Below are 23,371 nucleotides of genomic sequence, written 5' to 3'. Positions count from 1 at the left end.
ACTGGCGCCCGGGTGGGCCACAGGCCACAGTGTGTTCTCGCGAGATGCGTTCACGAAGGTGCCGCAGATGTCTGTGTCATGAATTTGTCAGGCCGCGCCGGATGCTCCGCGTCACCCGGATCCGAATAGCGCAGGGTGACCATCGTGATTCAAAACGCCGGCGGTTGACTACCCCGAGTGACCTTGCGTCGTTCCAGCATTGCCGATGGACTGTCAAAGTGGCTGGTCGGGCCTTCCGGTGTCCCCGTGAGCGGCTGCGACAGCTTTTGCCCACGTGTGTGCCGGGCCTCATTCCGTGATCGACATGCAGGCTGTACGTACAACCTGTATGGTCGTTCCAAGACCTCGGGTCGCTACTGATGCGGCCGATGAAAGGGGGGCGTGAGCCGTGGCTGTCGCCTGGCGGTACTCACTCCGCGTTGGAACGTATCTGGCGAAGCAGAAGCTGCTCCGCCGGAAGCACTTTCCGCTCGTTCTGGAGCTCGAACCACTGTTCGCCTGCAACCTGTCCTGCACGGGTTGTGGCAAGATCCAGCACCCCGCATCCGTCCTGAAGCAGCGCATGAGCGTTGAGGACGCGCTGGCGGCGGTCGAGGAGTGCGGCGCTCCGGTCGTCGCCATCGCCGGCGGCGAGCCGCTGATGCACCCGCAGATGCACGAGATCGTCAACGAGCTCGTGAAGCGGAAGAAGTTCGTCATCCTCTGCACCAACGGGTTGCTGTTGCAGAAGAAGCTGAAGAACTTCACTCCGTCGCCGTACTTCACCTTCGTGCTGCACATCGACGGCCTGAAGGATCGGCACGACGCGATCGTCGAGAAGCCCGGCACCTTCGACGAGTGCGTCGCTGCCTTCAAGGCCGCGAAGGCCGCCGGCTTCCAGGTCGGCAGCAACTCGACCTTCTTCAACAACGACAGCCCGCAGGACGTCATCGACGTCATCAACTTCCTGAACGACGAGCTCAAGGTCGACCAGATCCAGCTCTCGCCGGGCTACGCCTACGAGAAGGCGCCGGACCAGGAGCACTTCCTGGCGGTCGAGGAGACCCGCCAGATGTTCTCCAAGGTCTTCGGCGACGGCCGTCGCAAGCGGTGGCGTCTGAACCACTCACCGGTGTTCCTGGACTTCCTTGAGGGGAAGAAGGAACTGTCCTGCACCGCGTGGGGAATTCCGAGCTACTCGCTCTTCGGCTGGCAGAAGCCGTGCTACCTCATGTCGGACGGCTACGTGAGCTCCTACAAGGAGCTCGTCGAGACGACCGACTGGGAGGCCTACGGCCGGGGCAAGGACCCGCGTTGCGCCAACTGCATGGCGCACTGTGGCTACGAGACCTCCGCCGTGCTGGCCACCATGGGCTCGCTCAAGGAGTCGATCCGCGCCGCGCGGATGGGCGCCTGAGCCTCGAACGAAACGGCGTAACGGCGTCAGCGCTGGCGTAATGAGGCCGGTGCGCCGCAGACCGTGAAGTGACGATGCCGCCTCGACCCGTCCAGGGTCGGGGCGGCATCGCTCTTTTCGGGGGCGCGGGTCAGGCGACGGCTTTGCCCGCGAAGTACATGCCGAGCAACCCGGCCGCCATGAGCACCACCCACAGATCGGTGAGCCGGCACAGCAGGCGCGGCGCGTGCCGGACCTCCATGAACTCACGCATGATGATGCGTACCTTGACCAGGGCGAGGACGATCGCGCCGACCGTGGCCGAGGTGCTTGCGACCGGGGTGCCGTGATCGTCCGCGGAATGATCGATCCACAGGTAGGCGGCCGTGATGGCTGACAGGACGATCCAGGCGGCGAAAAGCCTCTTGTTCGATGCGCTGAGCACGGATCACCTCGCGACGTAGAGCAGTGCGAAGATCAGGACCCAGAGGAAGTCGACCGTGTGCCAGTAGGTGGCGCAGGTCTCGACCACCTGCTGGTCGCGTCGCCGGGGATCGGCGAGCTGACGGATCACGATGCCGACGACGACGAGCCCGATCAGCAGGTGGACGGCGTGGATCGCGGTGAGGAAGAAGTAGTGCGTGAAGAACTCGCCGCTGGTCAGGGTGTGGCCCGCGGTGATGTGCCCGGCCCACTCCGCGATCTTGAGGGCGAGGAAGAGCAGACCCAGCGCGGCGGTGACACAGGCGTCCCGCACGGCCGCCTGGTAACGGCCCGCGCGTGCGTTCTGGACGCAGCGGGCGACCGACCACGAGCTTGTCAGCAGAACGATGGTGTCGATGATCCCGAGCCAGAGGTCGAGGTGCGCCTGCTCCTGGAGAAAGGCCGCCTCGTGCTGGGCACGGTAGAAGAGGTACACGCCGAAGTAGGACGTGAAGATGAGGGACTCGACGAGAACGAGGACCCACATGTCCGGCTGGCCGGGCACCCGCCGCGCCTTCGCCGCCTCGGTTGGCGGCGCCTGCGTGGTCGTCATGAGGCCGCCTCCGCCGCCGCCGTGTTCCGGCGGGCCCGCCTGGGCGGGAGGTCGGGCAGCGGGCCGGTACCGAAGTCCTCGCGGATGATCACGTTTCGCAGCAGGTTGATGAAGACGCCGGTGTAGATCCCGAAGACGACCACATTGATCCACCAGGCGATCAGTCCGTTCCAGGCGAAGACACCGCGGTCGAAGATCCAGGCCGGTGCGACGACGACCTCGGTGACGGCGTTGCAGAGGTTCAGGTAGCCGAACCACTTCGGGAAGACCCGGTTGCGGTCGAGGAGGATCGCCGCCATCCATATCAGGGAGCCGACGAGGAAGACGCCCATGGTGCCGGAGAACGACAGGAATCCGAGGTCGTAGAGCCACTGCTGCAACCGCGGGTCGCGTTCCGGCCGCATGGCTCCGGCGGTCAGCGCCACGCAGATGAACAGGAAGCCCGGGACCGCGCTCACCGAGTAGAGAATCAGGTAGGAGTAGGCGAACGCGCGGCTGACCGACATCCGCCGGATCGTGTAGGTGATCAGGGCGATGGACGTCGCCGAGAGGCCGCCGAGAACGAAGATCAGCGCGAGCCCCACGAGCAGCCCGTCATGATGGCTCGCGAACCAGCCGGGGACCTCGGCCGCGGTGTACGACGGGCTGCCGGGTGGCTGGGTGCGGGTGAGCACGAAGAAGACGACTGTGTACAGCTGGTAGAACGCGAGGACCGCGAACCACATCAGCCAGAGCTCACGCTTCGGGTTGTCGCCCCGGGCGAAGGGCCTCATGCGGTGGCCTCGGCCGCGGCGCCGTCACGCGGTACCGCCCGGGCCAGAACGACCGACATCACGATGATCCAGAGTGCGATGGCACTGTTCCGGACCCAGAACGACAGGAATCCGTCCCAGGCGAAAACGCCGTTGTGCGCCAGGCCCGCGAAACCCGCCGGAACAAGCGCGACTGCGACCGCGATGTTGAAATGCGCGATCCATGTCCGGAAGACCGGGGTCTCCTGCCGATCCAGGTAGATGGCGACCGCCAGGAAAAGGCTCTGCGCCACCAGAAAAGGAACTCCGCAGGTCAGTGTGATCCAGGCGAGGTCGTTGTAGAGCTGGGTGAGCTCCGGTGCGCGCTCGGGCCGGAAGGCAGCCAGGAGCCAGAACACGCTCGCGGTGAGAAAGGCGATGGGTGCGGCGCCGGCGCAGCCGATCATGCAGTAGCGCAGGACCGGGGTTCGCTGCGCCATACCGCGCATCCGCTCCACGATCAGCATCAGGATCGGGATCAGCGCCACGCAGAACCAGTTGAAAACAATCATGCTGTAGCGGACGCGGGCGGTGTTCTCGCGGTAGAAGGCCGCGACCTCGTCGGCCGAGGAGCGCGGCGACATCGGCGGTAGGAAACCGGGGAAGAGGAAAAACGCGGCGACCCACAGGACCGCAGCTGCGGGCAGCGTCCATAAGATGATCCGCTCGCCGTTCACAGGTCTCATGGGGCGGCAGAGTAGTCGATCGGCTATCCAGCTGTCTAGCTGATCGGCTATCCGGCCCGGGTAGCCGGCAACAAATGCAGGTCACCGGTCCTGGGGCAGTCGACTAGCTGACCGGCTATCCAGCTGTTTCGCCGGGCAACTAGCCTGGGGCGATGCGCCCGACCACCACGGCCCGGCCCGCCCTCCGCCTGGCTGAGATCAGCTACAGCCCGGCGCAGGTCCGCGTCCTCACCGCCGCCCTCGACCTCTTTGCCGACAACGGGGTCGCCGGCACCACGCTGCAGATGATCGCCGACCGGATGGGGGTCACGAAGGCGGCGATCTACCACCAGTTCAGGACCAAGGAAGAGATCGTCATCGCCACGGCCGATTACCATTCGGTCCCGCTCGAGGCCGCCGTCGAGCGGGCCGAGGCGGCGCAGGACCGGGTCGAGGCGCGTCGAGTGCTGCTACAGCAGCTGATCGACTTCGCGGTGCGAAACCGCGCGGGGGTCAGCGCGTGGCGCGGTGACCCGGTGATGACGCGGATCCTCATGAAGCATGAGCCGTTCCGCGGGCTGACGGAGCGCATCTACACGCTGCTCGTCAACGAGGACGCCGGCGCGGGCGGCGTGGACGCCGGCGCCGACCGCGCCGACCGCGCCGACCGCGCCGGCGTGGACGGCGAGGAGCGCGAGAACGACTCGCGCATCCCCGCCGCGATACTGGTTGGGGTCATCACCGCGGTCGGCCAGCCCGGCCTCGCCGCGATCGATCCGCGGATCCTGCGGGAACAGGTCTTCCGCTACGCCTGCCGCCTGCTGAACCTGCCCGACTGAGCCGCTCGGCGGACGCAGGCACCCGACCGGCCGAACCCCGCCCGGGTGGGGGGTCGGTCGTCGGTGGGAGTCAGTCGTCAGGCATCAGACGTGGCCATGTGGGGCGCCGGCGCTGACCGCTGGCTGGTCGGCCAGGTCGCCGCCACGGCGACCGAGACCGCGCAGCAGGCGGTCCAGCACGATCCCGACCTCGGTTCGGGCCCGGTCGGGATCCGCGGCCCGCGCGGTGTAGAGGCTCGCCTCGGACAGCAGCGCCGCGACCAGTCGGGTGAGCGGAGCGACCGGCAGCGGATCGATGCGGCCCTCGGCCGCCGCCCGCTCGAGCCACTCGGAGAGCAGCCGGTAGCCGTGCTGCTCGACCAGCTGGTCCCAGGCGTCGTTGCCGAGGACCGCCGGGCCGTCGATGAGCACGATGCGCTGGAAGTCACTGTCCGTGGTCGAGATGTCGAGCAGGGACTGGAAGCCCGTGCGCAGCTGCGTCCAGGCGTCGCTGGGCAGCTCGGCACCGCGGGCGAGCTCACCCGCGACAAGCTGCTCGGCGACCTCCATGGCGACCTGTTCCATCACGGTCCGGAACAGGTCGGCCTTGTCCCGGAAGTGGTGGTACAGCGCTCCTCGGGTGACCCGTGCGTCCGCGACTATCTCTTCGGTGCCGGTGGCGGCATAGCCCTGTTCGGCGAACCTGCGGCGGGCCGCAGCCAGCAGTACCTGACGGGTATCGCCCGTCTGTTCGGGCCGACGGCTGCGTGTCACCCCTTGATTATGGTGCAGGTTCTGGCGATGCACCGGCCGTCGGCCGCCAGGCGGCCAGTTCCACATCCGGATCGAGACCGTCGTCGTGGCGGTCGCGGGCCGGCAGCTTCGTCATTACACGTTCGACCTTCTCAACCCCCGCGCCGGACCTCAGCTGCACCTCGGGGATGAACAGGACCGTGAGCAGCGCCAACACAGCCAGCGGGACGCAGATCAGGAAGACATCCGCGACGCCCAGGCCGTAGGCGTGATGCACGACCGAGGCCACCGCGTCGGGCAGCCTGGACGGGTCGGGTACGGAGCGTCCGTCCCCAAGAGTGTCGGCGGGCAGACCGTTTGCGCGCAGCCCGGAGATCGTGGCGTTGCTGACGTGGGTGCTGAGCACCGCGCCGAGGGCCGCCACACCGGCCGAACCACCGAGGCTGCGGAAGAACGCCACGGCCGAGCTCGTGGACCCCAGATCCTCCGCGGAGGCGGAGTTCTGGGCGGCGAGCACCAGGTTCTGCTGCACCATTCCGAGCCCCGCGCCCATCAGGCAGGCGAACAGTGACACCGTCACCAGCGGCGTGTGGTCGCTGACCGTGCCTAGCAGGCCCAGGCCCGCGCCGATGAGGATCGTGCCCAGGACCAGGAGGCGCTTCCAGCGGCCGGTCTCGGTGATGATGCGCCCCGCGATCAGGGAGGCGATCGCCAGGCCGCCGACCATCGGGATGGTGAGCAGACCCGACAGCGTCGGGCTCTTGCCCCGGCCCAGCTGGAAGTACTGGCTGAACAGCAGGTTGGCGCTGTACATCACGGTGCCGACGCAGGCGCTGGCGATGATCGTGAGAACGATGGTCCGGTCGCGGAAGAGCCGCAGCGGGACGATCGGCTCCTTCGCCCGCGCCTCGACCGCCACGGCGACCGCGAGCAGGGCCAGACCGCCGCCGAGCAGGAGCGCGGACTCACCCGAGACCCAGCCGAAGCTCGATCCCGCCAGCGACGTCCAGATGAGCAGGCAGCTGACGCCGGCGGCGATCAGCGTCGCGCCGAGGTAGTCGATCGAGACGTCGCGGCGCACGGACGGCAGCTGCAGCGTGCGCTGGAGCACCACGAACGCGACCACGGCGATGGGCAGGCCCAGGTAGAAGCAGGCACGCCAGCCCAGCCCGGGGACGTCGACGATCACGCCGCCGATCAGCGGGCCGCTGATGGTGGCGACGGCGAACGTCGCGCCCAGGTAGCCGCTGTAGCGGCCCCGCTCCCGCGGGGCGATCATGCCGGCCATCGCGATCTGCACCAGAGCGGACAGCCCGCCGACGCCGATGCCCTGCACCACCCGGAAGGAGATGAGCATGGTGGTGGACGTCGAGATCCCGGCGAGCACCGAGCCCAGGACGAAGATCGTGAGTGCGGTCTGGACCAGGAGCTTGCGGTTGAACAGGTCCGCCAGCTTGCCCCAGATAGGTGTGGTGGCGGTCATCGCGAGCAGCGTCGCCGTGACCACCCAGGTGTAGCTGGTCGAGCTGCCGTGCAGATCAGAGATGATCTTCGGTAGGGCGTTCGTCACGACCGTCGACGAGATCATGGCGACGAACAGGGCGAGCAGCAGGCCGGTGAGGGCCAGCATGGTCTCCCTGTGCGTCAGCCCGGCCGGGCTGGCTTTCCGCTGGCGCAGCTCCTCCGGTGTGTCCCTGCGGGTCTTCGGTGCGCGCTTGGTCGCGCTGGGGCTGTGGCCGCCCGGCAGGTCGGGCGAAGTCGTCGAGGTCGACGTGACGAACCTCCCTTGGTTGGTTCATACAACTAAATTTAGTAAAGCATCTGTCTGAGTCGATAGCGAGCCCAAAACCGAAAATCAGGGCCCTTCTCGGTGTGACCTTGCGCTCGCGCAACCCCGTTCGGAGCCCGTTCGGAACCCGGGCGGACTGGGGGAAGCGGGGTGTGACAGCGCCATGGCGCACCAGCCGGGACGGTGCGGGACTGATCCGTCCTGGCGAGTCCGGGGGGCGTGGCCGTGTGGCATCCTGCCTGGCGTGCTTCCACTGCTGGTGATCGCGCTGATCTCGCTCGCTTCGTGGGTCTTTCTGGCGCTGGGCTGGGGGTTCTTCTGGCGCACGGATCAGCGGCTGCCGCGTGCCGACGGGGCGGAACCGTCCGGCGAGTGGCCATCGGTCGTCGCGGTGGTCCCCGCCCGGGACGAGGCCGACGTACTGCCCCTCACGCTGACCTCGCTGCTGACCCAGGATTACCCAGGCCCGCTGAGCATCGTCCTGGTGGACGACGCCAGTACGGACGGGACGGGCGAGATCGCCCAGAAGCTGGCCGCGCAGGCCGCGGCCGACCGCCTGAACGGTGCGGGCCTGAACGGTGCCGGCCTGAACGGTGCCGGCCTGAACGGTGCCGGCTTGGACAATGCCGGTCCGGACGATGCCGGCTCGGGGGGCGCGGTGACCCTGACCGTCATCGGGTCCAGCGAGCCGCCCGCCGGCTGGACCGGCAAGCTCTGGGCGCTCCGGCACGGCGTCGCCGCGGCCGGCCCGGCGGACTTCCTGCTGCTCACGGACGCTGACATCGGCCATGAACCGGGCTCGGTCCGCGCGCTGGTCCGGGCGGCGACCGACCATCGGCTGGATCTCGTCTCGCAGATGGCCAGGCTGCGGGTCAGCACCGGCTGGGAGAAGCTGATCGTCCCGGCCTTCGTTTATTTCTTCGCGATGCTCTATCCGTTCCGGTGGTCGAACAATCCGCGATCACGGGTCGCCGCGGCGGCCGGGGGATGTTCCCTCGTCCGCCGGCGGGCGCTGATCGAGGCCGGTGGCATCGAGGCGATCCGGGACGCCGTGATCGACGACGTCACGCTCGCTCGGCTGATCAAGAACAAGCGTGGGCGAACCTGGCTTGGGCTCGCGGACCACGTGTCCAGCCGGCGGCCGTACCCGCGTCTGGCGGACCTGTGGGACATGGTGGCGCGTACCGCCTACGCGCAGCTCTTCTGGTCTCCGTTGCTGCTGGTCGGCACCGTGTTCGGGCTCGCCGTGGTCTTCGTGGCGCCGGTGGCCGCGACCGTGGTCGGGATCGTCGCGGGTGACGTCGCGGTCGCCGCCGCCGGCCTGCTGGCCTGGTCGATCATGATCACCACCTACACGCCGATGCTGCGGTACTACGGCCAGCCGGCGCGCAGCGCACTCGCGTTGCCCTTCACCGCCGCGCTCTACCTCGCCATGACCATCGACTCCGCCCGCCGGCACCGGGCCGGCCGGGGCGCCGCGTGGAAGGGGCGCACCTACGCGGCCCCCGAAGGAAAGCGGGCCGGCCAGCGGGCCGAGCCGGCGGCGCAGGCAGGGAACGTCGTCGTCCGCCAGCGCGCGGACGACGACACCGAGAGCACCGAGAGCACCGAGAGCACCGAGAACACCGGGACGTCGCAGCAGCCTGAGGGCGGCCCCGTCCCGGACCGGGCTGATGATCGCATCGAGGCCGGCCGGCGGACCGGCGAGGAGCCCTGACCCGGCCGGCCGGGTCAGGGCAGGTCGGCGAACACCACCAGGTTGTCCCGGTAGCTTGACCGGGCCCGGTCGAAGACACCGCCGCAGGTGATCAGCCGCAGCTCCGGCGCGCCGGTGGGGCCGTACACCTCGGCGGCGGGCAGGGCATCCTTCGGGAACCAGGCCCGCCGGCGCACCACGAAGACCGCGGACGTCCCGTCGGCCCGCTCGACCTCCACGCGATCACCGGCGGCGAGCTCCCGCAGGCGGAAGAACACCGCCGGGCCGGTCCGCGAATCCACGTGGCCGGCGATCACCGCTGTGCCCGGCTCGCCCGGCTCCGGGCCGGCGGCGTTCCACCCGGTCTCCTCGAACCTGGACGGGGCTCGCAGCCGTCCGCTGTCGTCGAGGGTCAGCGACACGACCGGCGCGGAGACGTTGATCGCCGGGATCCGGACCCGCACCGGTTCGGCGACCTGACCCGCGCCCAGGCCCGTGCTCGTCCGTGCGGCTGTGCCCGGGGTGAGGCCCCCACCGGCGGCCTGCGTGCCGCCGGTGGGGGCCGCGTCCCGCACCGGCCGGCTGGCCGGAACGGTCCCGCTCACCGATGGTGCGGTCGGCCGTTCCGCCGGCCGCGCACCGCAGCACACCGACCAGGGGAGCAGGGCCGCGAGCGCCGCCGCGGGCAGCCAGCGCCGCCGCCATGGCCGGCCCGGTTCCGCCGCGTTCCGGCTTCCGCCCCCGGTTCCGCTCTGGCTTTCGCGCCCGGTCCCGGCCATGTCTCGGGGCCGCGCCCAGCTTTCGCCCCGGGGCGCGTGCCCGGCTCCCGTTCCGGCCACGATCAGTCGGCGGCCCCGGCCCGGCGCCGCCGTAGGCCGAGGCCGGTGAGCGTGGCGCCGACGGCAGCGAGCGCGCCGAGACCAGTGCCGCCCGCGGCCAGTGCGAGACCTGTCTGGCCGGCCGCGTCGGCCGCGTCGGTCGCGCCGGCCCGGCCGGCCGCGAGGGTGGCGGGTGCGGTCGCCGTGCCCGTGCTCGTGCTCGCTGTGCCACCGGCGCCCGTGTCGATGCCGCCGACCGGAAGGGCCGAGTCGCCGTCGAGGGCCGCGTCGGCGCAGCGCTGACGGGCCGCGGCCTGCTCCGCCGGGGACGCCCCCGCACCCGCCCGATCGCAGGTAGGCGGGACCGCCACCTCCGTCGGCACCGGGGCGGCGTCTCGCGCCGTGGGCAGGGGCGCTTCGGCCCGGGGGCTGGGGACGGTGGTGGCCCCGGCAGCCGCGTCGCCGGCGCTGGCGGGAACCGAAGGCGGGGCCGCGGCCGGCCCGGCTACCGAGGCCGGCCTCGGTGCCGGGCTGGGGGCGGCCGTGGTGCCCGCGGCGTGTGCGGCACCAGCGCCGGCACCGACCAGCGCCGCGGCCAGCCCGACCGTGCCCAGCAGCCTGGACCCGGCCCGCGGCACCCTGCGCCCCGCGGCACCCCGGCCGTGCCCGGTGCCGGTGCGCCGATGAACCGCGCGATCGTCAGTATCAGTGTTGTGACCCATCGAGTCATGACCTCGCTTCGGTAGTCCCGTGCCGCGGCGACCCCCGGCATGGGAACGACACTCGTCGCTGACCGTGGGTTGGGGGTGAGCCCCCGGTGAGAGCCTTCTCATCGGCTCCGGAGCCGCCTGGCGCGGCGAGTCCGCGGCGCCCTGACGGAGTGTCCGCGGCGCGGTGCCGGAGAAGCGTGTGCGGTGGAGACGTCTGTGAACATCCCGTTAGCCTTTGTGGCTATGAGGCGCATTCGGCGTGACGGGCGCCACCGGCCGGCCACCCGAGTCCGTGCCACCTCCAGGGAGATCCGCCGCAGGCTGCCGACGGCGGCCCCGGGTGTCGTGCTGGCCGCGGTGGTCGCGGCGGCGATCGTCGTACCCGGGTTCGGAGTCGCGGTCACCGGCGGCAGCATGCCGCCGCCGCCTGATCTCGGCGGCCCGATCCTGCTGCCCGCGGGCGTCCCGACGCCGACGCCGGGGCCGGGCGGTGTCTCCGCCGAGCCGGTGCCGATGCCTACCGAGGCGGTGCCCGGCGCCGTGCCGGACGAGGACGCTCGGCGTCGGCTCGCGGAGATGGCCGAGTCGCGCCATGGCACGGAGGAGCTGGCGCGCGCCGGTGCCCTCGGCGGAGTCCCGGCGGTGACGGTCCGTCCGCTGCCGGCCGCCGTGGCGCCCGAGCCGTCGGCGGCGCCGGAGCCGGCGGCCTGGCCCGAGCCGGCGGTCACGGTGCCGTCCCCGCGGGCCAGCCCGACCCCGTGACCGAGCTGTTCACGACGCGGAGATGAGTGAGTTCTCATCAGCGTCACATGCGCGCCGAGGGCTGCCTCGACCAGGCTGGTGGGCCGTGAGGCCATTCCGGACACGCCGTGCCACGCGGCACGTGACGACCTCGGCGCGCCTGCGGATCCTCGGCTGGCAGGTGTTGCTGGTGGCCGTGGCCCTTGCGGGGTCGGTGCTGGTCTCGCGCGAGGTGCTGCTGGCTCGGGTGGACGAGCGGGTCGACCGTGGCCTGGCCCGCCAGGTCGCCGAGCTGCGCCGGCTCGCGACGGCCTCCGTCGACCCGCGCACGTCCCAGCCGTTCTCGAACGTGCGTGACCTGCTCCAGGCACATCTGGAGCGCACGATTCCGGGGCCCAACGAGACCATGCTCGCGCTCGTCGACGGCGCGCCGTTCCGGCGCAGCGCCGAGGAGCCGGTCTACCGCCTGGACAGCGACCGGCAGGTGGTCGCGACGTTCGCCGCGGACCCGCAGCCGCGCTACGGGACGATACGGACGCCGGCCGGCGAGGTTCGGTTCGCCACGGTCCCGGTCCAGGTGGCGGGCGCGCCGGAGCGGGGAGTGTTCGCCGCGGCGGTCTTCGTCGACCGGGAGCGGGCCGAGGTCGGGGAGGTGGTCCGGGTGCTGGCGATCGTCGGGTTCGCGGCTCTCGCCCTGGCCGGAGCCGGGGGCTGGCTGGTGGCGGGCCGGGTACTCGCTCCGGTCCGGGAGCTGCGCCGCACCGCCCAGGTCATCAGTGACACGGACTTCTCCCGGCGGATCCCCGTGGCGGGCCGGGACGAGATCGCGGAGCTGGCGCGCACGTTCAACGGCATGCTCGATCGCCTGGAGGACGCCTTCGCGACCCAGCGGGCGTTCGTCGACGACGCCGGGCACGAGCTGCGTACCCCGATCACGATCATCCGCGGGCATCTGGAACTGCTCTCCGACGACCCGGCGGAACGCACGGAGACCGTCGCCCTGGTCACCGACGAGCTTGACCGGATGAGCCGCATGGTCGACGACCTGCTGACGCTCGCGAAGGCCCGGCGGCCCGACTTCCTCCAGGTCGCGGAGGTCGACCTGACCGCGTTCACCGATGACCTGATGTCGCGGGTCTGCGCGTTGGCGTCGCGGCGGTGGCGACTGGCGGGGACGTGCCCGGGCACTGCGGTGATGGACCGCCACCGTGTCACGCAGGCGGTCGTCCAGCTCGCGCAGAACGCCGTGCAGAACACCGACACCGGCGACGAGGTGCGCCTCGGCTCCCGCCCGTACGCCGACGGGGTGTGCTTCTGGGTCACCGACACCGGGCCGGGGGTCGTGCCCGGGGACCGGGAGCGGATCTTCGAGCGGTTTGCGCGCGGTCAGCCCGGTCGTGGGTCGTCCGAGGGCGCCGGGCTCGGCCTGGCCATCGTGCGCGCCATCGCGATCGCGCACGGCGGGGACGTCCGCGTGCTCGGTGAGCCCGGCGACGGCGCGACCTTCGAGCTGACGGTGCCTCGCCAGGGGCCGGCCGGTGGGGCGCGGGTGGGTACCGCCCGGGGGCGTGACCTGGCTCGGGAGGGTGACTGACGTGGCCCACCGGGTACTGATCGCCGAGGACGAGTCCCGCATCGCCTCCTTCATCGAGAAGGGCCTGCGCGCCAACGGGTTCCTGACGGTCTGCGCCCGCGACGGGGCGTCCACGCTGGACCTCGTCCTGCAGGGCGGCATCGACCTGGTCGTTCTCGACCTGGGCCTGCCGGACATCGACGGCTTCTCGGTGCTGCGGCGGCTGCGCGGGGCCGGCGTGGCCGCTCCCGTGGTCGTCCTGACCGCGCGGGACGGCGTGCGTGACACGGTGGCGGCGCTGGAAGGCGGAGCCGACGACTACATGACCAAGCCATTCCGTTTCGAGGAGCTGCTGGCCCGCGTCCGGCTGCGGCTGCGGGGCGACCGGGCGCCGGAGCCGACCGTGCTGCGGGTCCGGGATGTCAGCCTCGACCTGCGCACCCGCCAGGCGCAGGTGGGCGGCCGGACGATCGACCTGACGGCCAGAGAGTTCCTGCTCGCAGAGATGTTCCTGCGCCACCCGGGCCAGGTGCTCGCCCGCGAACAGCTCCTCTCGGCGGTCTGGGGCTACGACCACGACCCCGGCAGCAACATCGTGGACGTCTACGTCGGCTACCTCCGCCGCAAGATCGGTGCGGGCTGCATCACCACCCTGCGTGGCATGGGGTACCGGCTGGAAGCCTGACGGACCCGGCTCGCGGGCCCGTCGCGGCCACCGGTCCTGGCGCTGCCAGGAGCCGGCGCTGCCAGGAGCCGGCAGTGCCAGGAGCCGGCAGTTCAAGGCGTAGGCGTTACCGGGTGTCGGCGGGGGTGTCGGCCAGGTCGCCGGTGAGCGGTCCGGCCAGTGCGTCGAGGCGGCGGCGCAGCGTCACCGCGTCGCCTGCCAGCGCGCTGACGAGCGCACCCGGTCCGGCCAGCCGCAGCGCAGCGACCCCGTCCGCCACCGAGCCGGAACCGGCAGCCGAATCGAAGCTGGTAGCGGGGCCCGCGACCAGGACCGAGCCAATGGCCCGCGCGCCGGCGAGCACGGCCGGACCGGCTGCCCCGGGCAGGTCCGGGCCCAGCCGGAGCTCCTGGCACAGCAGCGGCCGCCGCCGCGGCACCGAAGACGCCGGGTGCACTGATGGTGCCGGGGGTGCTTCCCGGTCGACGTCGACGTCCACGCGCAGTGAGGTCGTCAGGCTGCCGCCCGGCTCCCCGAACCGGCCGAGCAGGATCTCCTCGCGGTAGCGCAGCGACGAGTCCGGCGTGAGGGTGATCTCGGTGGTCATCCGGTGCCGGGCGCCGGCGGCGACCACGGTCGGCTCGGGGAGCCAGCTCAGCGCCGCCGCCGGGCCGACCTGTGCGTGCACCGCGAACGTCGACGGACCGGCGCCGTGACCGGGCAGCGCCACGGTCGCGGCCACCGACCGCACGACCAGGTGCGCCCCCGCGCCCACGGCGATGTCGAGGCCGAGGTCGTCGCCGGCGAGCGGGCCGCCGGCACCACCCACGAGGTGGATCACCACCACTCGCCCCGACCCGCCGGTGCGCCGCAGGATCACAGGCACCGCGGACCGCAGCTCGGCGATCCTGGCGGTGCCGTCGGCGTCCAGCTCGACGCGCAGGGCCGCGCGTGCCCGAACGGCTGTGCGGGACGGGGTCGACAGCCTGGTCGTCGGGGCGGGATCGGGCGTCGTCACTCTCGCCGTCGCCGTCGCCGGCGTTCCCGTCGCTGGCGCCGCCGTTGCTGTCACCGGCGCGGGCTCAGCGGGGGTGGGCAGGCGACGGCAGCTGGGCGAGCACCCAGTCGGCGACGTCCGCGGCCCCGGTGTCGGAGCGGAGGTTGGTGAACAGCACCGGGCGGTCCGCGCGCTCGCCGCGCATGGCGGCCGCGTCGCGGGCCATGACCTCCAGGTCGGCGCCGACGAGCGGGGCGAGGTCGGTCTTGTTGATGACCAGCAGGTCACTGTTGGCGACGCCGGGCCCGCCCTTGCGGGGCACCTTGTCGCCGCCCGCGACGTCGATCACGAAGATCTGCCGGTCGATCAGGCCGTAGCTGAACGTCGCGGTGAGGTTGTCACCGCCGCTCTCGACCAGGATGAGGTCGAGCCGGCCGAGCTCGGCCTCCAGGTCCTCGACCGCGTCGAGGTTGGCCGTGATGTCATCCCGGATCGCCGTGTGCGGGCAGCAGCCCGTCTCGACGGCTCGGATCCGGACGGGGTCGAGGACCCCGGCGGCGCGCAGGAAGTCGGCATCCTCGGTGGTGTAGATGTCGTTCGTCACCACCGCGAGGCGGACCCGGCCTGCCAGTACCCGGCACAGCGCCGCCACCAGCGCCGTCTTGCCGCTCCCGACCGGACCGCCGACTCCGACGCGAAGCGCGCGGTCGGTCGGCGGCGGCCCGGCGGGCGTGCCGGGCGGGCTCTGCCAGCGTGGCCCCGACTCGGTCGCGGAGCTGGGCGAGGGTAGGCCTACCCCGTCGACCAGTGAGCCGCCTACCGCGCCACGTCGATCGTGATCAAGGTGCACCGGTCGTCGCTCCTGTTCCTGCCTGTGCCGGGTGTCCCGCTGGTGCTCGGTGTGCTGCGTTCGGTGGCCCGCCTGCCTGCGTGTTTGCCCGTCTGCCTGCTCCGGCCCTGCGTGCGAAGCGTAACGCCCGCCAGCACCAGCCCGACTCACATGCCTCTCTCACGTGCCCCTGGGGACGGACACGCGTACATGATCAATAGCATTCGGGACACCGGCGGTGCCGTGTTCGTCCGACCGGATGAGCACGGGGAGCCCCTCGGGTGGCACCCGCGGCCCGAACGCTGGTGCCGCGGCGATGTCTGCACGCGGCGATGTCTGCATCCCGGCCGGCGTCGCCCTGTCCCGGCTTCAGGCGCCGTCCCGGCCTGGTGACGACGGCGATCGGCGCGTCGCCCACCGTCCTGTACTCGGTCTTCGGGACGGCGACGACGCGCTGCGTTGCTTCCGCGAGCTGGCCTCGGCCGCCTTCGCCGCGAGCGCACCGTCCGGCAGCCCCGGCCCGACCTGAAGACCAGGCTCTCAGGACGTGAACATGCGGACCTGGGCTGTCCGGTGCCGTTCGGAGAGCAGGTCGAGGTGCGGTGCGCTGCCGGCGGGAAGACTGGCGGGGGAGCCGAGGGACGCCTGGTCGGCTTTGAAGGCGGTGCTGTCCACCGAGGCGGCGATCTCCGCGAGCAGGCCGGTGACGGCCAGCGGGTCGAGGCCGAGGAGCCGGACGGCCGCCGTCGCCGGGCCGTTGACCGAGGCGTGGGCGGCGGCGAGGGCCGCGTCGCGTGGTTCGAGGCCGGCGGCGGCGGCGACCAGGCCGAGCGCCACACAGTGATGCGGTGCGCTCGGCTGGGCGGGTACCGGCCAGGCGGCCCGGGCCACCCGCATCAGCGCCCGGCCCTGCGCCCGGCTGGCGGCACGCTGCGCCGGCGACGGAGTGCGGGCGTCGACCTCGTCATCGAACGCCGCCAGGACATCCAGCAGCGGCACGCCCTTCGTCCCGGCCGCGTGGGCGGGGCCGGCCGGGTTGGCGGGGCCGGCCGCGTGGGCCGGGCTGGCCGGGCTGGCGGGGCCGGCGGGGCTGGCGGGGCCGGCAGAGGCGGCTGCGGCGGCCGAGGCGGCGGCGTGGACCGCGCGGCAGACCCCTGCGGCGAAGGAGGCGGCGAGCAGGCCCGCGGTCGCGAGCCGGCCGCGCAGGAACTCGGCGAGGTCGTCGAGCCCGGTGATGTCGCCACCGAGCACGGCGGCCTCCACCCCGCCGGAATGCGCATGGCCGCCCGCGGGCAGTCGACCGTCTGCCAGCAGTAGCAAGGCGGCCCGTGCCTCTACGTGACCTGTCGTGGTCGGATCCGCATTCATGCCACCTATCCTTGTCCACCACGCTCGGGCCGTTCGGCCCGCCCCCGGCCTGCGTGGACGGATCGGCGTCAGGTCGCTTCTGCGACATGTCGCCCACGCTCGGCGCCCGGCCATGCCAGTCTCGGCCGATGTCGATGCAGCAGAGACACCGTCCGGGCCTGCGCCGCAGCGGAAATGCGCGCGTCGCGTTGGCCCTGGTGGGGGCACTGGCGGTGTCCTCGGGAGTGGCCGCCTGCTCGGATCGTCCGCCGAAGCCGACCTGTAAGGCCGGCTACGTGGCGGACTGGGACGACGACGACCACGAGTGGGAGTGCGACCGCAAGAGTTCGGGCTCGAGCTCGTCGAAATCGTCGGGCTCGGGTGGTTCGCACCGATCGTCGAAGCGGCGCTGACCGCCGGCAACGCGGCCGGACTCCCGATAGCCGGCAGCCCGGCCCCCAGACCCCGGCAGCTCGGTGGCCCGGTTTGGCGAGTCGCAAGAGTGAACGATTTCGGTCGTTCCGGAGCCTGTCGCAAATTGAGGTGTCACTACCCGGGTGATCATGTTTTGTCCGGGATGATCGGGTTTATGGCGCGTGGGTACCGGCCGGTCCGGCGGGATCAGTTGTTCCTGCTCCCGCCGGACATGACCGACTGGCTCCCGGACGATCATCTGGTGTGGTTCCTGCTGGATCTGGTCGCCGAGCTCGATACGTCGGGGTTGCACGCCCGGTACCGCACGGGTGGGGTCGGGCGGGCGGCGTACGACCCGGACATGCTCCTTGCTCTGGTCGTCTACGCCTGGTCGCAGCAGGTCCGCTCGTCCCGGCGGATCCAACGGCTGTGCGAGGTCGATGTCGCGTTCCGGCTGATCTGCGCCGGTGACCTCCCGCACCATGCCACGATCTCCCGGTTCGTCGCGGGCTGCCAGGACACGGTGGCCGGGCTGTTCACCCAGGTGTTGGCGTTGTGCGCACGAGCGGGACTGGTCCGCCTCGGCCTCGTCGCGCTGGACGGCACGAAGATCGAGGCGAACGCGTCGCTGGGAGCGAACCGGACCCGGACCGGGATCGACCGGGAACTCGCCCGCCTCGCGGAGAACATCGTGGCCGAACAGGTCGCCACCGACACCGCGGAGGACACCCTGTTCGCCGACCGGGTCGGGGACGAACTCCCCACCGAGCTCACCGACCGGACCAGCCGCCGGGCCCGGCTACGGGCCGCGCTCGACCACCTCGACCGGCGCGACGGACCCGACGACGAGGACGAACCCCCCGCACCCCGACCGGAGGTGATCGCCACCGGCCGCCGGGGCGCCGGGCGGCCCGGCGCCGGCGTCGACCGGGTCACCGAGGCGCGGGCGGTCCACGCTCGGGTCCTGGCCGAGGTCCGCGCCCACCACGACCAGGCCACCGCCCGGCGGGAAGCGAGAACCGCGGCAGGGCGGCGGGCCGGCCGCCGGCCGGTCCCACCCGAGGAACACCACCGGGTCCGCGCCGCCGCCGCCGTTCTCGCCGCCGCCGAGGCCGCCGCCGCACGTGCGGAGAAACCCCAGGCCGACCGGCCGGCCCGACACGTCAACGTCACCGATCCGGACAGCCGGGTCATGCCGACCCGGCGCGGGTGGATCCAGGGCTACAACGCCCAGCTCGTGGCCTGCTCCGGTCAGGTCATCCTCGCCGCCGACGTCACCGACCAGACCAACGACGTCGCCCAGTACCTCCCGATGGCCGACGCCGCCCAGACCGCCACCGCGGCCCTGCCCGTGAGCCTGACCCGCGGCCGGCCGAGGGGTATCGGGCTGATCGTCGCGGACAGTGGCTACTGGTCCCCGCGGGCCGCGACCCATCCCGGACCCGACCGGCTGATCGCGACCGCCAGCCGACGCACCCTGACCCGCCAGCCGATCCCGGACGGGCCACCCGACATCGACGCCACCACCCGGGAACAGATGACCCGCAGGCTCCTCACTCCCGACGGGCGTGAGAGCTACAAGCAGCGCGGCGCGACCATCGAACCCGTCAACGGACAGATCAAGGACGTCACCGGGCTCCGCCGGTTCCGTCGCCGCGGCATGGCCGCGGTCCGCGCGGAACTCGTCCTGACCTGCACCATCCACAACCTGCTCAAACTCCACCGCGCCACCGGCCCCCGCCCAGCCACCAGCTAAGCGGGGCCCGGCCTCGGCCGGCGGCAGGTCACCAGACCCGCACACCCAACGATCACCCGAATCCCCGCCACCAATTTGCTACAGGCTCTCCGACGACCGAAATCCTTCGTTCTTGTGCGTTGCCAGGCAAAATTGCGCCCCTTTTGTCCATCTTGAGGTGGATTGCTGGTGCTGCGCGGCGGTGCGGGATCCCCTGAGTGGGATCGGCGGGCGCCTTCGGCGAGGACTCCTCGACCAGAAGGATCGGCCGGGTAGTCGCCACGGTCACGATCGGCCCGAGGTGACAACGGGCGTAACACTGTGTTTTTAGAGTGGGCGGCAGACCGTCGGGCGGTCCAGGCCGACCGGCAGTTCCTGGATCTGCGGTTGCCCGTCGTCCACGGCCGTGCCTGGCCCGGTGGGTGTGGGTGCCGAGGCGTCGCTGGAGGCAGTGGATGGGATCGTCCGTACTCACACCGTTCGCCGAGCCCGGGGTCTTCCGGGCCGGTGCCCCTGGCGCGGCCAGTGCTCCGGGCGCGGCCGGTGGGCCGGGCCCGGAGCCGACACCGGCCGCGGACCGGGCCGCGGACCGGGCCGCGGAGCGGGCGGGGGTTCGGGCCGCGAACCCGGCTACGGACCTGGATCTGGATGAGATCGAGGCGTTCTACCAGCAGCACGGCTTTGTGATCCTGCGTGATCTGCTGGGGGAGAAGCTCATCGCCCGAATGGAGCAGGAGTGCGAGGCCGCGCAGGCCGGTGTGCTCACCGGCGACCTGTCGGCTCGCTACGGCTCCACGCAGTACCTCAAGGACCAGTACCTCGACGATGCCGCGAAGGCCGAGCGGTTCGTCAACTACGTCGAGCACATCCAGGAGCTCGCGCCCGCCGTGGGTGAGGCGGCCGACGGCCCGGTCCTGACCGGGGTGATCCGCCGGCTGATCGGCGCCCGGATCTGGCTCAGCGGCTCGGAGCAGACCGGGGTCGTCTACCAGGACGCCCGACCGGGGCGGGAGTCCGGCTACACCCGCATCGGCTGGCACTCCGACTGGCAGGCGATGCCGAGCCTGGACGTCTGGCCCGGTCTGGCCATCACCGTCCACATCGACGCGACGAGCCCGGCCAACGGCTTCCTGCGGGTTGTGCCCGGAAGCCACCGGTGGGCCACACCGGCCCCCTACCGCAACGTCAACGGGGTGCCGGTTCCCGCCGACGCCCGCCCGACCGGGGGATACACCGACACCGCCCCGCCGTTCGAGATGCCGTTGGGCTTCGAGAAGGTGCCGGGGGAGATCGCCGTCTACGCCGAGCGGGGAGACGTCCTGCTGCATGACGGCTACCTGTGGCATTCGGCGGCGCGGGCGACCGACGACGACACCAGGCGCCGCCATGTCCGCGGCTCGTTCTTCGCGGGTGAGCAGGCGGCCTACCGGCGGCAGTTCATCAAAAACGCCGCACGCTGATGCCGGGCGCCGGCGCGTGCCGGCTGGCCAGGTGCTGTTCGCGCAGGTGGTGGACGTCCTCGGGAGGTAGCTCGACACCGCGTGGCATCAGTAGATAGGCGTGCGGGGCGATCCGCTCGATGTGCCCGGACAGCGCGTAGACGGCCCCGGCGGCGAAGTCCAGGAACCTGCGCTCCAGGGTTTCGCCGCCGTGATCGAGATCCACCAGCATCGGGATGCCGTCACACAGCCGGTCGACGGGCTGGCGGAAGTCGTCGTAGGTCGTCGGGGCGATCGCGGGAACGGTGGCTCGCGTCCGGGCTTTTCGGGGCGTGGTCGCGTCCATCGATGTGCCTCTCTTGTGCCGGGCCATGGCGGGCAGTCCACATGATTTCCGACAGAACGCGGCGCCGGAGGGCGACACGCCGGGACGGGACCACTGCCGGAAGCGGACCGGCGGCACGGCGGCGCTCGATGACCGGTCGGACCCAGCCCCAGCCCAGTCCCAGCCCAGCCTCAGCCCAGTGCAGGCCCCGCGCCGCCGGACTGGGCGAACTGGCCCGGACGGGCGCCTCAGAACAGGAAGTAGCGCTGGGCCATCGGCAGCTCGGTGGCCGGCTCGGGCTCGATGGCCTCGCCGTCGACGCGCACGGTGAACGTGTCCGGGTCGATCCGGATGTCCGGGGTGGCGGTGTTCTCCGGCAGGTCCGCCTTGCCGCGGCGGCGGACGTTCGCGGTGGCGACCATCGGTGTGGCCAGGCCCAGCCGGGCGTCCAGACCGTCCTCCAGCGCCGCCGGCGCGACGAACATCAGCGAGCCGGCCGCGGCGGGCCCGGGGGCCGCGCCGAACATGGGCCGGGGCAGTACCGGCTGCGGCGTCGGGATGGAGGCGTTCGCGTCGCCCATCGCCGCCCAGGCGATGAACCCGCCCTTGATGACCAGCGACGGCCGAACCCCGAAGAACGCCGGCTCGTAGAGGACCAGGTCGGCGAGCTTGCCGACCTCGACCGAGCCGATCTCGGCCTCCAGGCCGTGCGCGACTGCCGGGCAGATCGTGTACTTGGCGACGTAGCGCCGGGCCCGGTTGTTGTCCGCGGCGCCGTCGCCGGGCAGTGGCCCGCGGCGGCGTTTCATGACGTGGGCGGTCTGCCAGGTGCGCAGCACGACCTCGCCGATCCGTCCCATGGCCTGAGAGTCCGAGCCGATCATCGAGATCGCGCCGAGGTCGTGCAGGACGTCCTCGGCGGCGATGGTGGACGGCCGGATGCGGCTTTCGGCGAACGCGAGGTCCTCGGGCACCGTGGGGTTCAGATGGTGGCAGACCATCAGCATGTCGAGGTGCTCGTCGAGGGTGTTGACGGTGTGCGGCCGGGTCGGGTTCGTCGACGAGGGCAGGATGTTGCCGTGGGAGGCGACGGTGATGATGTCCGGCGCGTGCCCGCCGCCGGCGCCCTCGGTGTGGTAGGCGTGGATGGCCCGGCCGGCGATGGCGCCGAGGGTGTCCTCGACGAATCCGGCCTCGTTGAGGGTGTCCGAATGCAGCGCGACCTGCACCCCGGAGGCGTCGGCGACGCGCAGGCAGGCGTCGATGGCCGCGGGGGTGGTGCCCCAGTCCTCGTGCAGCTTGAAGCCGGCGGCGCCGGCGCGCAGCTGCTCCCACATCGCCGCTTCGCTGACGGTGTTGCCCTTGCCGAGCAGGGCGACGTTGACCGGCCAGCCGTCCATCGACGACAGCATCCGCTGCAGGTACCAGGGTGACGCGGTGACCGTGGTCGCCTTGGTGCCCTCCGCGGGGCCGGTGCCGCCGCCGATGAGGGTGGTGATGCCGGCGCCGAGCGCCTCGGGGACCTGCTGCGGGCAGATGAAGTGCACGTGGGTGTCGACCGCGCCGGCGGTGAGGATCTTCCCGTTCCCGGCGATGATCTCCGTGCTGGGTCCGATGACCAGATCCGGGTGGACGCCGTCCATGATGTCGGGGTTGCCGGCCTTGCCGAGGGCGACGATCCGCCCGTCGCGGACGCCGACGTCCGCCTTGACGACACCCCAGTGATCGAGCACCACCGCACCGGTGATCACCAGGTCGGGCGCGCCCTCGGCCCGGGTGGCGCGGGCCTGGCCCATCGACTCGCGGATGACCTTGCCGCCGCCGAACACGGCCTCGTCGCCGGTGGCCGCGTGGTCCGGGCCGCGGCTGAGGTCCTCGGTGACCTCGATGAAAAGGTCGGTGTCCGCGAGGCGTACCCGGTCGCCGACGGTCGGGCCGAACAGGGTCGCGTACCGGGACCGCGGCAGCTCGGTCATCCTCGCCCCTCTCCAGGCTCGGTTTCACGCGTACCGGTTGGGTGCCGGTCGGCGAGCGGGCCGGCCCATTCCTGGCGTAGCCCCGGCACGACGCGCGCGCCGACCAGCTCGACCAGCTCGACCTCGCGCTCGGCGCCCGGTTCGAAGCGCACCGCGGTACCGGCGGGGACGGCGAGCCGGAAACCCCAGGCCGCCTCCCGGTCGAAGTCGAGTGCCGGGTTCGCGGCCGCGAAGTGGTAGTGCGATCCGACCTGGACCGGCCGGTCGCCGGTGTTGCGCACGACGAGGGTGCGGGTCGGCCGGCCCGGGTTGAGCCGCACCGGGTCGGCGGCGGTGACGATCTCGCCGGGGATCAAGGGATCGGCTCGTGGACTGTGACGAGCTTCGTCCCGTCCGGGAACGTCGCCTCGACCTGGACCTCGGCCAGCATCTCCGGGACGCCTTCCATCACGTCCTCCCGGGTGAGCACGGTCCTCCCGGCGGCCATGAGGTCGGCGACGGTGCGCCCGTCCCGAGCGCCCTCCAGGAGATAGGAGGTGATCAGCGCGGTCGCCTCCGGGTAGTTCAGCCGCAGCCCGCGCGCGCGGCGCTCGCGGGCCAGGCCGGCGGCCACATGGATGAGCAGACGTTCCTGTTCATGCGGGCTCAGCAGCACGATCGCGGAGCCTACACGCACCGCACACCGCCACCACAGTGCCACCATCGGCACCGGTGTGCCGTGCGCCGATACCGGCACGCCACTGATGGTGAACCTGGCCGCAACGAGATCAGACGCGCTGTGTCGATCGCATGGGCGCGAGCCATGTATTCATTTCGGATCGGTTTCGAACGGTTGCCGTTCTGGTGACATCGCCGACCTCTTGATCGGTTTTCTCCGGCT

24 protein-coding genes are annotated in these 23,371 nt (G+C 71.7%); 9 read left to right on the top strand and 15 right to left on the bottom strand.

Annotated features, from left to right (window positions below; translation table 11 throughout):
* Window positions 1-388: 388 nt before the first annotated feature.
* The gene (gene hpnH / locus ACG83_RS03045) at window positions 389-1,396 is read left to right on the top strand and encodes an adenosyl-hopene transferase HpnH (RefSeq protein WP_054564607.1); all 1,008 of its coding nucleotides are present in this window, start codon (window positions 389-391) and stop codon (window positions 1,394-1,396) included.
* A gap of 130 nt (window positions 1,397-1,526) precedes the next feature.
* Here hpnH and ACG83_RS03040 read toward each other — a convergent pair whose 3' ends face one another.
* The 4 genes from ACG83_RS03040 to ACG83_RS03025 are packed head-to-tail and all read right to left on the bottom strand — an operon-like array spanning window position 1,527 to window position 3,888.
* The gene (locus ACG83_RS03040) at window positions 1,527-1,820 is read right to left on the bottom strand and encodes a cytochrome C oxidase subunit IV family protein (RefSeq protein ID WP_054564606.1); all 294 of its coding nucleotides are present in this window, start codon (window positions 1,818-1,820) and stop codon (window positions 1,527-1,529) included.
* A gap of 3 nt (window positions 1,821-1,823) precedes the next feature.
* On the bottom strand, window positions 1,824-2,411 hold the full coding sequence (locus ACG83_RS03035) for a cytochrome c oxidase subunit 3 (RefSeq protein ID WP_054564605.1): 588 nt from the start codon (window positions 2,409-2,411) through the stop codon (window positions 1,824-1,826).
* Complete coding sequence (locus tag ACG83_RS03030) at window positions 2,408-3,184, bottom strand: hypothetical protein (RefSeq protein WP_054564604.1); 777 nt, start codon at window positions 3,182-3,184, stop codon at window positions 2,408-2,410. The genes ACG83_RS03035 and ACG83_RS03030 overlap by 4 nt, the downstream gene beginning before the upstream one ends.
* Window positions 3,181-3,888 (bottom strand): hypothetical protein, encoded by a 708-nt coding sequence (locus ACG83_RS03025; protein ID WP_054564603.1) that lies wholly within the window; start codon window positions 3,886-3,888, stop codon window positions 3,181-3,183. The genes ACG83_RS03030 and ACG83_RS03025 overlap by 4 nt, the downstream gene beginning before the upstream one ends.
* Window positions 3,889-4,040: 152 nt before the next feature.
* On the opposite strand from ACG83_RS03025, the gene ACG83_RS03020 reads away from it, so the two are divergent.
* Window positions 4,041-4,706, top strand: coding sequence for a TetR/AcrR family transcriptional regulator (locus ACG83_RS03020; RefSeq protein WP_054564602.1), 666 nt, complete (start codon window positions 4,041-4,043; stop codon window positions 4,704-4,706).
* Window positions 4,707-4,790: 84 nt separating this feature from the next.
* Here the strand turns inward: ACG83_RS03020 and ACG83_RS03015 are convergent, their stop codons facing one another.
* Together ACG83_RS03015 and ACG83_RS03010 are read right to left on the bottom strand one after the other, a co-directional pair.
* Window positions 4,791-5,459, bottom strand: coding sequence for a TetR/AcrR family transcriptional regulator (locus ACG83_RS03015; RefSeq protein WP_054564601.1), 669 nt, complete (start codon window positions 5,457-5,459; stop codon window positions 4,791-4,793).
* Between the two features lie 7 nt (window positions 5,460-5,466).
* Window positions 5,467-7,068: an MDR family MFS transporter gene (locus ACG83_RS03010; RefSeq protein ID WP_054564600.1), complete on the bottom strand. Its 1,602-nt coding sequence runs from the start codon at window positions 7,066-7,068 to the stop codon at window positions 5,467-5,469.
* Between the two features lie 403 nt (window positions 7,069-7,471).
* Between ACG83_RS03010 and ACG83_RS03005 the strand changes: the two genes are divergently transcribed.
* Complete coding sequence (locus tag ACG83_RS03005; protein ID WP_054564599.1) at window positions 7,472-8,944, top strand: glycosyltransferase; 1,473 nt, start codon at window positions 7,472-7,474, stop codon at window positions 8,942-8,944.
* A 14-nt stretch (window positions 8,945-8,958) separates the two neighbouring features.
* Here ACG83_RS03005 and ACG83_RS03000 read toward each other — a convergent pair whose 3' ends face one another.
* Window positions 8,959-9,528 carry a class F sortase gene (locus ACG83_RS03000; RefSeq protein WP_235497546.1) on the bottom strand — a complete coding sequence of 190 codons (570 nt, stop codon included), beginning with the start codon at window positions 9,526-9,528 and terminating at the stop codon, window positions 8,959-8,961.
* A gap of 236 nt (window positions 9,529-9,764) precedes the next feature.
* The gene (locus ACG83_RS02995; protein ID WP_054564598.1) at window positions 9,765-10,463 is read right to left on the bottom strand and encodes a hypothetical protein; all 699 of its coding nucleotides are present in this window, start codon (window positions 10,461-10,463) and stop codon (window positions 9,765-9,767) included.
* A gap of 204 nt (window positions 10,464-10,667) precedes the next feature.
* Here ACG83_RS02995 and ACG83_RS02990 point away from each other — a divergent pair, with 204 nt between their 5' ends.
* The 3 genes from ACG83_RS02990 (at window position 10,668) to ACG83_RS02980 (ending at window position 13,450) form a co-directional block, all read left to right on the top strand.
* The gene (locus tag ACG83_RS02990; RefSeq protein WP_152991243.1) at window positions 10,668-11,213 is read left to right on the top strand and encodes a hypothetical protein; all 546 of its coding nucleotides are present in this window, start codon (window positions 10,668-10,670) and stop codon (window positions 11,211-11,213) included.
* A gap of 121 nt (window positions 11,214-11,334) precedes the next feature.
* The gene (locus ACG83_RS02985) at window positions 11,335-12,786 is read left to right on the top strand and encodes a cell wall metabolism sensor histidine kinase WalK (protein ID WP_235497545.1); all 1,452 of its coding nucleotides are present in this window, start codon (window positions 11,335-11,337) and stop codon (window positions 12,784-12,786) included.
* A 1-nt stretch (window position 12,787) separates the two neighbouring features.
* Window positions 12,788-13,450 carry a response regulator transcription factor gene (locus tag ACG83_RS02980; RefSeq protein ID WP_054564595.1) on the top strand — a complete coding sequence of 221 codons (663 nt, stop codon included), beginning with the start codon at window positions 12,788-12,790 and terminating at the stop codon, window positions 13,448-13,450.
* A gap of 106 nt (window positions 13,451-13,556) precedes the next feature.
* On the opposite strand, the gene ACG83_RS02975 is transcribed toward ACG83_RS02980, so the two are convergent.
* The gene (locus tag ACG83_RS02975; RefSeq protein WP_054564594.1) at window positions 13,557-14,447 is read right to left on the bottom strand and encodes an urease accessory protein UreD; all 891 of its coding nucleotides are present in this window, start codon (window positions 14,445-14,447) and stop codon (window positions 13,557-13,559) included.
* Window positions 14,448-14,511: 64 nt separating this feature from the next.
* Window positions 14,512-15,276, bottom strand: coding sequence for an urease accessory protein UreG (gene ureG / locus ACG83_RS02970; RefSeq protein ID WP_054564593.1), 765 nt, complete (start codon window positions 15,274-15,276; stop codon window positions 14,512-14,514).
* Window positions 15,277-15,571: 295 nt separating this feature from the next.
* Here ureG and ACG83_RS02965 point away from each other — a divergent pair, with 295 nt between their 5' ends.
* Window positions 15,572-15,784: a hypothetical protein gene (locus ACG83_RS02965; RefSeq protein ID WP_152991242.1), complete on the top strand. Its 213-nt coding sequence runs from the start codon at window positions 15,572-15,574 to the stop codon at window positions 15,782-15,784.
* A gap of 11 nt (window positions 15,785-15,795) precedes the next feature.
* On the opposite strand, the gene ACG83_RS02960 is transcribed toward ACG83_RS02965, so the two are convergent.
* Entirely contained in the window at window positions 15,796-16,623 is an 828-nt protein-coding gene (locus ACG83_RS02960) for an urease accessory protein UreF (RefSeq protein WP_054564591.1), read from the bottom strand.
* A gap of 568 nt (window positions 16,624-17,191) precedes the next feature.
* On the opposite strand from ACG83_RS02960, the gene ACG83_RS02955 reads away from it, so the two are divergent.
* Both ACG83_RS02955 and ACG83_RS02950 read left to right on the top strand, forming a co-directional pair.
* Window positions 17,192-18,772 carry a transposase gene (locus ACG83_RS02955; protein ID WP_054564590.1) on the top strand — a complete coding sequence of 527 codons (1,581 nt, stop codon included), beginning with the start codon at window positions 17,192-17,194 and terminating at the stop codon, window positions 18,770-18,772.
* 434 nt (window positions 18,773-19,206) lie between these two features.
* A complete protein-coding gene (locus ACG83_RS02950) occupies window positions 19,207-20,211 on the top strand; it encodes a phytanoyl-CoA dioxygenase family protein (RefSeq protein WP_083472987.1) in 1,005 nt (334 codons plus the stop codon).
* On the opposite strand, the gene ACG83_RS02945 is transcribed toward ACG83_RS02950, so the two are convergent.
* From ACG83_RS02945 to ACG83_RS02930, 4 genes are all read right to left on the bottom strand, one after another.
* The gene (locus tag ACG83_RS02945; protein WP_054565376.1) at window positions 20,192-20,536 is read right to left on the bottom strand and encodes a cell division protein SepF; all 345 of its coding nucleotides are present in this window, start codon (window positions 20,534-20,536) and stop codon (window positions 20,192-20,194) included. The genes ACG83_RS02950 and ACG83_RS02945 overlap by 20 nt on opposite strands.
* Before the next feature lie 227 nt (window positions 20,537-20,763).
* The gene (locus ACG83_RS02940; RefSeq protein WP_054564589.1) at window positions 20,764-22,491 is read right to left on the bottom strand and encodes an urease subunit alpha; all 1,728 of its coding nucleotides are present in this window, start codon (window positions 22,489-22,491) and stop codon (window positions 20,764-20,766) included.
* A complete protein-coding gene (locus tag ACG83_RS02935; RefSeq protein ID WP_054564588.1) occupies window positions 22,488-22,847 on the bottom strand; it encodes an urease subunit beta in 360 nt (119 codons plus the stop codon). The genes ACG83_RS02940 and ACG83_RS02935 overlap by 4 nt, the downstream gene beginning before the upstream one ends.
* Window positions 22,844-23,146, bottom strand: coding sequence for an urease subunit gamma (locus ACG83_RS02930; RefSeq protein ID WP_035952877.1), 303 nt, complete (start codon window positions 23,144-23,146; stop codon window positions 22,844-22,846). The genes ACG83_RS02935 and ACG83_RS02930 overlap by 4 nt, the downstream gene beginning before the upstream one ends.
* Between the last annotated feature and the right edge of the window lie 225 nt (window positions 23,147-23,371).

The sequence above is a fragment of the Frankia sp. R43 genome (assembly GCF_001306465.1).
In the GTDB taxonomy this organism is placed as follows: Bacteria; Actinomycetota; Actinomycetes; order Frankiales; family Frankiaceae; genus Parafrankia; species Parafrankia irregularis.
This window is presented reverse-complemented; position numbering and strand designations above follow the sequence as displayed.